We start from the raw sequence: 10567 nt of genomic DNA on the forward strand, positions 1-10567 counted from the left end.
ACCTCTGCCAAGTATCTGGATTCACTGGCCAAGAAAAACGTACGCCCGATTGAGCGTTTCGATTTCCCACACCTAAGAACGCTGTTTTCGACCGGATCTCCGCTGTCAGCCGATGGCTTTGTCTATGTCTACGACGCATGGAAAAGCGATGTGTGCCTGTCCTCGATTTCCGGTGGAACCGATGTTATTGGCTGCTTCGTTGGGGCTAATCCAATTGGGCCGGTCTATGCGGGTCAGTGCCAGAAAAGGCATTTAGGTCAGGATGTGCAGGTCTACAACGAAGCGGGAGAAGCGCTGTTAGGTGAGCCAGGAGAGCTTGTTTGTCGAACTGCGCATGCAGGCATGCCTCTCGGGTTTCTGAACGATCCCGGTAAGGAGCGCTATTTCAACGAATATTTCAGTAAGTTCGACAATGTATGGTACCACGGCGATTGGGTTGAGTTGACGCCAGAAGGCGGCATGATTTTTTATGGGCGTTCCGACGCCACGCTAAATCCAGGTGGCGTGCGTATTGGTACCGCTGAAATCTATCGTCAGGTAGAAAACATTGACGAAATTCTTGAGGCGCTGGTCATTGGTCAGAACTGGGACAACGATGTTCGGGTAATCTTGTTTGTTCGGCTCCGTGATGGGGTTGAATTGAATGAGGCGCTGGTGCAGCGAGTCAAGGCGGAGATACGCGCAAATGCCACACCGCGTCATGTGCCGGCAAAAGTGATTGCGGTTAGTGACTTGCCGCGAACCCATTCAGGAAAAATTTCAGAGCTGGCTGTGAAAAACACGGTGCACGGCCGGCCGGTCAAAAACCGCGATGCGCTGAGTAATCCGGAGGTGTTGGAATTGTTTGCCGGAATGCCGGAACTGCAGATCTAAGGCAGCGCGTTGCGGGACGTTATGTACTTTGCATTAGATGCTTTGTAAATACGGCGCTTCTGCGTGAAGCAGAAGCGCCGTGGATTCAAGCAGCGCAAAGGCTAGTTGCCAAAGTTATACCGCAGTCGCGCACCAACCATTTTCGGCAGGCCGACCTGTACAGACTCAAAACTGAGGGTGTTGTAGGTGCCTGAGATATAGGTGAGATATTCTTCGTCGCGGACGTTGGTGGCGAAAACCGACAGATCAAAGTCGCTGCCCATTATCGATAGCCAGCTCGCGTTATAGTTAATCAGGTCGTAGGACGGCAGAATGGCAAACGGTGATGCGCTGCTGGCAGCCGCGCGCTGCTCGCCAGTGTGAACATAGGTCATGCTCGCGCTGAGTACGCCCCATTCGGCCGGAATGGGCAGCTGATAGTTTAGCGTCGCTACCCAGGCTTGCTCGGCGGCAAATGGCAGCTCATCGCCCTTGTCGGCGATGGGAGTGGCTGTCTGAGAGGCAATAAAACCGGAGAAGGGGTCGCCTGAGGCAGCTGTTACTGCGTCATTCACTTTTTGCGGGTCAATGTTCGCCGCCTCTACGAGCTTGGTGTCGAGTTCAGAGTAGGACAAATTGACGGTCAAGCCTTCATACAGTTGCACCATGGCTTCTATTTCAAAGCCTTTTATTTCTGCTTCCCCGGCGTTGGCAACAGTCGTGGTAGGCCCGGCGGTTGCTGAGATATAGCCGTATTGAAGCTGCATGTCGGTGAGTTCGTTGTCAAACACAGCGATGTTGAAGCGCCCCGGGAACCAGCCGCCGAAACGACTCTTCAGGCCGATTTCGTAGGTGTCCACGGTTTCGTAATCGTGAGAGTCTAGGCCCGGGTCTGCTGCCAGGTTGACACTGCCTTGGCGGTAACCACGAATATATTTGCCATACACCATGACATCATTAATGGGCTGGTAGCTTACTTCGATCATACCGGTTGGGGCGTTACTCTCCTGCTCCGGCGTGGAGATCGACACAATGGGGTCCGGATTGCGATTTTCTCCGGTGAAAGTATGGCGTCGTTTGATGCCAAAACCTCGGGTCTCGTCCCAGGTGTAACGCAGGCCGGCGGTAATGCTGAGGGTTTGTAGCAAATCGTAACTTGCCTGGGCGTAAATGGCTTTGTTGAGAAACTCCGTTTTGTATTCTTGATCCAGCACGCTGCCCAAGGTGCCATTGGTTATATCAAAACAGTTGTAGTCGTTCGGGTCGGCGCTTTCTATGGTCGTGAGATCACATGAGATAAGGCCGGCAGATGTATTCCCGGAAAAACCGTCAGGCTTGCTGCTCTCGTAGTAGGCGCCGCCTTGCCAGATTAAGCGGCCGTCAAAAGAAATGCCCTGTAATTGGATTTCTTCTATCCAGCCGACCTGACTGGTTACCGGAATGTCAGGGCTGGGAACCGAGACACCCACAGCGAACTCGCGTCGTGGATCAGCACCGGGAAGCGGGGCGGGGAATATACCGCCTAATGCAGTTAGACCTGCGGCGGTTTCGGTAAACTGTGTGCCGAAGATATCGGAGCCGTTTTCAGTTTCCAGATGTGAATACGCCAGAATGTTTTTCAGTGTAACGGTGTCACTCAGATTCCAGGTAGTGGTGTTGATGACGCGCTTTTCCTGGATGGTTGTGATCGGTGTGGCGATGGTGCTAACCAGATCGTACCAGCCGCGCTGCCCCATCGCTTCCTGACGTTCCAGCTGCTGAGCACAGGCGGGGCCGGTGAGCGCGTAAAAGGTATTGACGCTCGGGTCTGCGTTGTCATTGCAGGTAAATAGCCGCGACGTATAGCCCTTTGATTCCGAGTCTACGACGTTGAATATAGTGTAGTTTTCCAGATCGTCGGTGATATCCCAGACGACACTGAGGCGCAGTGCAGTGTAGTCCGTGTTGCCAAGCGCCTCCGCACCGATGTTGGCAACGTTGTTAAGATGGCCGTCGCGTTCGTTCTTATCCACACCAAACCGAATCTTGAAATTGTCGGCAACCGGGAAGTTGACCACCCCCTGGAGTCGGCTTATTCCCATGTCGCCATCTGACAGTTCAATATAGCCTTCAAATTCATCGGAGGGCTTGTTGGGTACCAGCAGTACGGCGCCGCCAGTGGTGTTGCGACCAAACAAAGTGCCCTGGGGCCCTTTAAGTACCTGCACATTCTGCAGATCGTAGAAGTAACCTGGACCTGCGCCGTCACCAGAGGTTTGTGAGGTTTGGCCGCGCGGTGCGACGACCTCGGCAAAGTAGGTTGCTACCGATGCAGCGGTTCGCAACGATTGTGTAAAACCACGTAACGAAAAGGAGGTGTTTTCATTCCCAAAACGCGTGTTTGTACTCAAAGAGGGAGTATAGGTCGCAAGATCCGCCGCATTGGTCATGTTGGCGTTGGCGATCTGTTCGTCGGAGAAAACGGTAATGGAGATGGCAACATCTTGCGCGCTTTCTTCGCGTCGTGTTGCCGTAACGATAACCTCTTCCAAAGCCGAGGTTTTTACCTCGCGGGTATTGTTAGTGTTAGTGCCGTCCTGGGCATACGCTGCGCTTGCAGTTAGTGCTGCAGCGAGACTGGCGCACTTAGTCCAGGTGATTTTCCCGTACCGCATTGAGCACCTCCTTCTTTATTATCATGTTCGTCAGCATTTACAGCATACCATGTTTCATATTTAAGTCATCATCAGTGTTGTATAAATAAGCGGCAGGTTGGCAGTCATTCCTGCCTCTGCTGCTTATCAGGTATACGACGCGGGCAGGCTAGCATGGGTCTGTGTAGCGAGGATGTGGCCAGTTGATTGCGGCTGATATGCCTCTTGACTGCAGCCGCGACGATGGCGTCACGCAGCCAATCGTGTAGCCGATGCAGGCAAGTTTGGGAGGGCCGCCGGCGACAGAGAGCCGCCGGCTTGGTTACGTACCTTAAAAGTTGTAGCGCAGGCGAGCGCCGTACATACGCGGCAGGCCCATCTGACGAGAGGTAAACCCGAGCGAACCGTCAGTACCGGACAGGTACACCTCGTACTCTTTATCCTGAACATTGGTGACGAAAAAATTCAGGTCAAGCGGTACGCCAAACATATCGTTCCAGGTGATGTTGGCGTTGATCAGACTGTAGGGGTCGAGCACATCAAAAGGTGTACTGCTACCAGAAGACTGACGCTGTGCGCCGGTATAGATGTAGGTCGCGCCCACACTGATCATGCCAATTTCGTGTGGTAAAGGCAGGCGATAATTGACGTTGGCGGTATAGGCTTTGTCCTGCGCGAAAGGCAGGGTTTCACCCACGTCTGCACTGGAGCTGTAGGTGGCGCCCGCGATGGGGCCGCCGGCTGCAGCCACTTTGTCGCCGTTGTCGTCTTGCTCCAGCAGTTCGGTTATCAAGCGCGAGTACGACAAAGCCAGCGACAGATCTTCGGTTAACTGAAAATACGCTTCAATTTCGCCGCCTCGAATTTCGGCACTGCCGGCGTTAAAAATCGCGGTAGTTGGCCCCTTGGTGGGGGATACGTAACCACCTTGCAGCTGCATGTCGGTGAAGTCGTTGTCAAAAACTGAGACGTTAAAGCGGCCAGGAATTGGCCAGCTAAACGTGGTTTTGGCCCCAAGCTCAAAGGTATCAACAGTTTCTTTGTCGTGGGTCTGGATGCCGAAGTCGGCGGCCATATTCACGCTACCCTGGCGGTAACCGCGCACGTATTTTCCGTACACCATAACGTCGTTCCATGGGCGAAACTGCAATTCAAACAGCCCGGTGGGTGCTTCGCTGTGCTGGGATGCGCGCTCGTTGGCGACAATGGGGGCCTGACGTGCTGTGCCGGCAAAGGTATGGCGGAAAAAACGGATTTGTCCGAGTGTGTCATCCCAGGTATACCGCGCGCCGGCTGTAATGCTGAACCACTCTAAAACGTCATAGGTGGCTTGGGCATAGACGGCCTTGTTGCGATATGTCGTTTCGTTGTAAATCTGTGAAACGCTGCCCAGTACCCCGCCGGTAGCGTCAAAGCAGTTGTATTGATTGGGGTCGCCAGTGGCAATGGTGGATAGATCACAGGAAATCAAAATGGCAGCGTCGTTGCCGCTGACACCATTGGGCAGGCTGTCTTCGTAGTAGAGTCCTGCCTGCCAATCAAGACGGCCGTCGAAAAATAGGCCTTGCACCTGGATTTCCGCAACGCGTCCCTGCTGGTCGGTAACCGGGCGATCGGGGCTGGTCAGTGAGATACCGGGTGAGAATTCCCTACGGGGGTCGACTAAGCCGGGCACGGTCGCGCCGGGAATGCCCATGCCTAGGAGGGCTGCCTGGGTTTCCGTAAATTGGGTGCCGAAGATGTCCGAGGTGTTTTCCGTCAGCAGTTCCGAGTAGGCCAGGATGTTGTTGATCGTAATGGTTTCTGTGATGTCCCAGCTGAATTTGTTGATGATGCGCAAATCTTCAATCAGCGCGATGGGTTTGGAAACTGTGCTGACGACGTCAAACCAGCCGTCCTGACCTGTGTCACGCTGACGTTGCAGTTGCTGTTGGCAGCCGACGCCGGTGAAGGCTACGACCGGGTTTTGGGTTGGGCTTTCGTCGGTGCAGTCGAATAATCGCGATGTTGTGCCGTAGGTTTCGGAATCAGCGTAATTGATGACGGTGTAGTTTTGGATATTGTCTGTCACATCAAACAGCGCGCTGGCGCGCAGAGCGGTGTAATCTGCGTTACCCAGTTCGTCTGAACCAATACCGGTGATGTTGTTGAGATGGCCGTCACGCTCTTTGATATCAAGGCCCAGGCGCAGTTTAAAGCGCTCTGAGATTGGCAGATTTATAACCGCTTGCTGTTGGCGCAGGTTGTAGTCGCCGGCACTGAATTCAACGTAAGCTTCAAATTCATCGGCGGGCTTGCGGGGCACGAATAAAATGGCGCCACCGGTGGTGTTACGACCAAAAAGGGTTCCTTGGGGGCCTTTTAGTACCTGAATGTTTTCCAGGTCAAACATGGTGCCGGGCCCGGCACCATCGCCCGAGGTCTGTACGTTTTGGCCGCGTGGTGCGGCAACTTCCGCAAAATACACGCCGACAGACGCGGTGGTGCGCAGTGCTTTGGTAAATCCGCGCAGAGAGAAGGAGGCGTTTTCCGGCCCAAAACGGTTATTGATCGACAGCCCGGGGGTGTAGTCAGCCAGATCACTGGAATTTGTCATGTTGGCATTGGCAAGTTGCTCCTGACTCAGCACTGTCATTGAGATCGCGACATCTTGCTGACTTTCGGCGCGGCGCTGGGCGGTGACAATCACTTCTTCCAGGGTGGCACGTGCAGCGGCCTGTTCCTGGCTCAGTGCGGGGAAGGAAATCGCGCTAATAGCGGTACCTGCCGCTATTCCTGCAATCGCGGTAACACGATTTAATTTGTATGGAAACTTGTCTGGTTTTTGCACGGCTTCCTCCGGCCTATGGTGTTATCTTGGCTTAAAATCTGGGGATTTATGTTCTTGTGAAACTTTATAGTTCATATGTTTCATCCGTACATATTTGAACTGCGACTTGCATAATAGGCGCGGATGTTTATATTAGTCAACAGTGTTGTTAACATGTTGATTTGCCAAGGGCCGTGTTTTTGCAGGCGGTCATTGGCGGCGCTGCACGCATATATTGAGGTTTATACAATGACAGAAACAAAAAGAGTGGCGGTGGTGACCGGTGGTGCGTCTGGGATTGGCGCAGCCTGTTGCCGGCGACTTGCGAAGAGTGGTGTGGATGTTGCCATCTGGGATCTGAACGAAGAACTGATGGCAGAAGTGGCCGAAGATGTTCGGGCTCTTGGCCAGCGCGCTATCACCAGTAAAGTGGATGTCTCCGACCGAGCCGTGGTTAAAGCGGCGGTGGCGGAGGCGCGTGCTGAGTTGGGGCCGGTTACCATCATGGTCAATTCTGCGGGCGTTCATGCCACGGGCGCTATTACCAAAATGACCGATGATGAATGGAATCGAGTGATCAATATCAATCTGAACGGTTCATTTATTGTTACCCAAGAAGTGCTGGACGATATGATTGCGGAAAACTGGGGTCGTATTGTTTATATCTCATCGTCGAGCACACAGACCGGTTCGCCAAATATGGCGCATTACGTTGCGTCAAAAGGCGGTGTTATCGGTTTGACTAAAGCGTTGGCAGTAGAGCTGGGGCCGAAGGGTATTACGGTAAACAACGTGCCGCCAGGATCGGTGGATACACCCATGCTGCGTAACCTTGAAGCCAAAGGCGGTTTGCCAGGCGGTGCGGAAGCCATTGGTCTGCGTAACCCGGTGCAGCGTCTGGGTACGCCGGAAGATATGGCGGCCGCGGTTGCCTTCCTGGTATCAGAAGAGGCGGGCTATATCACGGGTCACACCTTGAGCGCCAACGGTGGTCGCTACATGAACTAACGCTATTCGACAGTGCTGTTGAATAGTGTCAGGCGCTTGGTTATGCTGCGATGCCTACGCATATCGGGTGCCATTCTCTTCGGCTAGTGGCTGGCGTTGAATGGCGCTGAATTTCGAAACCTAAGGACTTCACTAATGAAAGCAATCCTGATTGAGAAAACTGATGACGGCCAAACCGTTGCCGTAAAAGACTTGGATCAAAGTGCGTTGCCAGAGGGCGATGTGCTGGTAAAGGTCGATTATTCCACCATTAATTATAAAGACGCGCTGGCCATTACCGGAGCTTCTCCGGTGGTGCGCAAGTGGCCGATGATGCCCGGTATTGATCTGGCTGGAACTGTGGAAGAAAGCAGCCACGCCAACTGGAAAAAAGGTGACCGCGTTGTGTTGAACGGCTGGGGCGTCGGTGAGACCCACGAGGGTGGCCTGTCTCAGTATGCGCGTCTTAAAGGTGACTGGCTGGTTGCGTTGCCGTCGGCATTTGATGCCCGTCAGGCGATGATTATTGGCACTGCTGGTTACACAGCGGCGCTGTGTGTTGAGGCGCTGGTAAATCACGGTATCAAACCGGAAGACGGGGATATTTTGGTAACGGGCGCCAGTGGTGGCGTTGGCAGTATCGCGATTGCGCTGCTGGCAAAAGCCGGGTTCAGTGTGGTTGCGTCTACAGGTAAAACGAGTGAAGAAGCCTATCTGAAAGGTCTGGGCGCCAAGAGCATTATCGATCGCGCTACCTTGTCAGAAGCTGGTAAACCCATGCAGAAAGAGATCTATGCGGGCGTGGTAGACGCCGCCGGTGGCAATACGCTGGCCAATGCCTGTGCCCAGACCAAGTACCGTGGCGCCGTGGCGGCTTGTGGCCTTGCAGAGAGCCCCAAATTTCCAACCACAGTGATGCCTTTTATTCTGCGGGGCGTAACGCTCTATGGAATTGACAGTGTGATGGCGCCGTTGGCTGTACGAAAGCCGGCGTGGGATCGCCTGGCCCGTGATCTGGATGCCGATCTGCTTGAGTCTGTCGCGACCGATATCAAGCTTGCTGACGCCCTCGATGTCGCCAAGGATGTACTGGCCGGCAAGATCAAAGGCCGCCTGGTGGTTGACGTTAACGCTTGATCCTCCGTTTCCTTCACCTCTCTTTCATAGGAAGAGAGGTGAAGCTTGCTTCCAAAACTACAATCGCTTACTCATACGAATACGCGATGAAACTTCTTCCCCTGATGTCTATTTGGGTTTCGCGACCGCTGTGCTGCGTCGTTTGGCTGCTTTTATATGCACATCACTGTTGACTAAATGTGTCGGTCCTTTTTATAGTCGTTGAATGGTTGCGAGGTTTTCCTTCTCCCAGCCTATAGCGATTACAGAGGGAAATAACGATGCATAAACCCCCACTCGCCCCGAAGTCACTGCTATTGGCTTGTGGTCTAATTGTGTCTGCTGTCAGTGCTCAGTCAGCTCCTGGCAGTGCGGCGCGGAGTATGATAATTGAGGAGGTAATTGTTACCGCTGAGCATCGTCAGTCGTCATTGCAGGACACCCAGATTTCACTGACGGCATTCTCCGAACAGAAAATCGCAGACCTTGGCTTGAGTAACGCCTCAGATATCGGCAGTTATACCCCCAACCTGACCATCTCCCCGCAGATCGGCGGGCGCAACGGCTTTGCGGTGAATATTCGCGGGGTGCGCAATGGTGAAACCCTGATTTCATTCGAGCCTGCGGTCGGGCTGTATTTGGACGGTGTGTTGATCGCAAAAAATTCCGGTGCCTTGCTCGATGTTGCCGATCCCGAGCGGATAGAAGTATTGCGTGGACCGCAGGGAACACTGTACGGCCGTAATACCATCGGTGGCGCAATCAATGTCGTTACCAAAAAACCGAGTGATGAATTGGAAGCGCGTTTGTCGCTGACCGCAGGTAGTTATAGTCAGCGCGATATTAAGGGCATGCTGAATCTACCCTTGCTGAGCGATAGCAGCCCGATTGGCGCCTTGAATTTGCGTCTGGTCGGCGCAAACTACGAGCGCGACGGTTTTTACGACAATACCTTTGCCGGTGCCGAGAGTAGTGAAGTACAAGATAGGAACCGGGATGTCGCCTTGGTCCACCTTGAGTGGCGGCCAGATGAGAGGTTCAGCGCACGTTACAGCTACGACCGCACGGAAATTGATGAAATACCGCTGCCGTCGTTTGTCACTGTTATAGATGAAAATCATGCCACCGGTGCGGACCTGGAGCCGTATCGGGTAGAACAAGGAAAGCGTCCGGAAGAAGGCAGTTGGGATGGCCGCATGTTTGGCATCAGTGATGTGGAAGGCCACGCACTAAACCTCTCGGTTGAACTCGGTGAAAGTCTCTCACTGACTTCCATATCCTCTCTGCGGACCGTGGAAATCGACGGTGGCGGTGATGCCGATGGTGCGCCGATTCATCGTTTTCATACCCTGGATTTTTCCACATCTGAAACCTTTACTCAGGAATTTCGTCTGCTGGGTGAAGCGTTAAATTCGCGCCTGAGCTATGTTGTTGGTGCTTACTACCTCGATGAGGACGGTGAGCAGGATAACTTTATCAACCCTTATGTAGCGGCCGCGCCCGGTGTATTTGTTTTTTTTGAGCGCACCGACAGCGCCGACTTTGACGTGCAGGCCAGAGCGTTGTACGCCCAGGCCATCTATAATCTGAGCGACAGCTGGGATGTGACAGCTGGGGTGCGCTACACAGAAGAAGATCGAGCGATGTCCAAAGTGCGTACGGATATACTCAGGCAGCCCCTGCTAGGCTTGCCGCTTACAACAACTCGTACGCATTACCCGGAAACCGAACGTAGCTTTACAAACGTATCGCCGATGGCCTCCACTAGCTATCACTGGAACGATCAAGTAATGGCCTATTTCAAGGTGAGCCAGGGCTACCAGTCAGGTGGTTTTAACTCGCGCGATGCGGACGCTCGCGATTTCGCTCGGGGTTTTGATGAAGAAACCCTGACAGCCTATGAAATTGGTTGGAAAGCCACTTTTGCCGATCAGCGGATTCGCTTAAACGGCGCCGTATTCCACAGCGATTATGCTGACAAGCAGGTTAATGCGTTTAATCAGGAAACCGCTGCCAGTGTTATTCGCAATGCCGGCGTTGTTGAAATTCGCGGACTGGAATTGGAGTTTGTGACCCTGCTTACCGATTCGCTGGAGGCCGGTTTGGATTATGGCTACACCGATCCCGAATACGTTGAGTACGACAATGGCCAGGGCGGCGATCTGACCAG

5 protein-coding genes and 1 pseudogene are annotated in these 10567 nt (G+C 53.5%); 4 read left to right on the forward strand and 2 right to left on the reverse strand.

All coding sequences use genetic code 11. The features are described from left to right. Positions 1-873 (forward strand): annotated as a pseudogene (locus ABYP39_RS14165) (acetoacetate--CoA ligase); the annotation flags it as partial. A 101-nt stretch (positions 874-974) separates the two neighbouring features. Here the strand turns inward: ABYP39_RS14165 and ABYP39_RS14170 are convergent. Beyond that, on the reverse strand, positions 975-3506 hold the full coding sequence (locus ABYP39_RS14170) for a TonB-dependent receptor (RefSeq protein WP_372783145.1): 2532 nt from the start codon (positions 3504-3506) through the stop codon (positions 975-977). A gap of 310 nt (positions 3507-3816) precedes the next feature. Beyond that, positions 3817-6315 carry a TonB-dependent receptor gene (locus ABYP39_RS14175; RefSeq protein ID WP_372748055.1) on the reverse strand — a complete coding sequence of 833 codons (2499 nt, stop codon included), beginning with the start codon at positions 6313-6315 and terminating at the stop codon, positions 3817-3819. A 228-nt stretch (positions 6316-6543) separates the two neighbouring features. Here ABYP39_RS14175 and ABYP39_RS14180 point away from each other — a divergent pair, with 228 nt between their 5' ends. The 3 genes from ABYP39_RS14180 to ABYP39_RS14190 form a co-directional block, all read left to right on the forward strand. Then, entirely contained in the window at positions 6544-7302 is a 759-nt protein-coding gene (locus ABYP39_RS14180) for an SDR family NAD(P)-dependent oxidoreductase (RefSeq protein WP_372783147.1), read from the forward strand. A 135-nt stretch (positions 7303-7437) separates the two neighbouring features. Beyond that, complete coding sequence (locus ABYP39_RS14185) at positions 7438-8418, forward strand: MDR family oxidoreductase (RefSeq protein WP_372758230.1); 981 nt, start codon at positions 7438-7440, stop codon at positions 8416-8418. A 362-nt stretch (positions 8419-8780) separates the two neighbouring features. Further along, positions 8781-10567: TonB-dependent receptor (locus tag ABYP39_RS14190; RefSeq protein WP_372783149.1), on the forward strand; the 1787-nt coding region annotated here is incomplete at its 3' end.

Origin of the sequence: Litorivivens sp. (genome assembly GCF_041625495.1) — a bacterium.
Taxonomy (GTDB): Bacteria; Pseudomonadota; Gammaproteobacteria; order Pseudomonadales; family Spongiibacteraceae; genus Litorivivens.